Source organism: Nonomuraea sp. NPDC003201 (assembly GCF_053590415.1).
Window position 1 is genome coordinate 1 of the sequence record NZ_JBSFTC010000786.1, and the last position, 1,050, is coordinate 1,050.

Here is a 1,050-nt window from a genome sequence, read left to right on the forward strand (position 1 = left end):
GCCACGCCACCGCCGGGCACGATGCCCTCCTCGACGGCCGCCTTGGCGTTGCGCACGGCGTCCTCGATGCGGTGCTTGCGCTCCTTCAGCTCGGCCTGACCACGGTGCTCAGCAGCGACCGCGAGCGGGGCCTGTCCGTGCTGATCGCCGGCATCCCCAAGGCCGCGAACCTCGGCAGGGAGGCCTTCGCCAGCGCCGTCGCGCGCGGCCTCGCCGGGCGCGACACGATCGTGCTCAACCGTGACGTCCTCGTCCGCATGGATCGCATCGACACCGTGGTCCTCGACGCCGCCGTGCTCACCACGGGCGCGTGGGCGATCGACGACGTGACCTCGCTCGGCCCCGACGTGGACGGCGACGATCTGTACACCCGGCTCTACGCGCTGATCGACCTCGCCGACCCCTCGGTCCGGCGCGAGCGCGACGGGTGGAGCGCCGAGCCCCATGGGGCGCAGGACCGTACCACCGTCATGGTCAAGCGCGACGGGACCCCGATCGCCCTGGTCCACCTGGTCCCCGAGCTGCATCCGCTCGCCGAGGCCCTGGTCGAGGCGGCGCGGGGCACCTGCGAGATGGTCCTGGCCGGCGGGGAGCCCGCCCTCGCCAAGCGGCTGCGCATGGACCGCGTGGTCCAGAACGGGCCGCGGCTGGGCGCGTCCGTGCGGGCGCTGCAGTCGGAGGGCCACGCCGTGGCCGTGGTCTCGCAGCGGGGACGCAGCGGGCTGCGCCAGGCCGACCTGGGCATCGGGGTGCTCGAAGGGGCGCGGCGCGTCCCCTGGGACGCCGACGTGATGGGCGGGCTCGAAGGCGTGCACCTGCTGCTGCAGTGCCTGTCGTCGGCCAGGAAGGCGAGCGTCCGCGGGGTCCTCGTGGCGGCCGCCGGCTCGGTCGTCGGCACCGGCCTGGCGCTCCTCGGCCCCGCCACGCTCGCCATCGGACGCGCCAACCTGGCACGCGACTGCACCGCGCTCGCCACCCTCACGGTCGGTGAGTGGATGGGGCGCAGCGCCGGGAGCAGGCCCGCGCCGATCCTCGCCGACCACACGCCGT

General features: G+C 75.1%; 1 pseudogene. It reads left to right on the forward strand.

What is annotated here, in order from left to right:
- Positions 1-71: 71 nt before the first annotated feature.
- Positions 72-1,050 (forward strand): annotated as a pseudogene (locus tag ACWDX9_RS63645) (cation-translocating P-type ATPase); the annotation flags it as partial.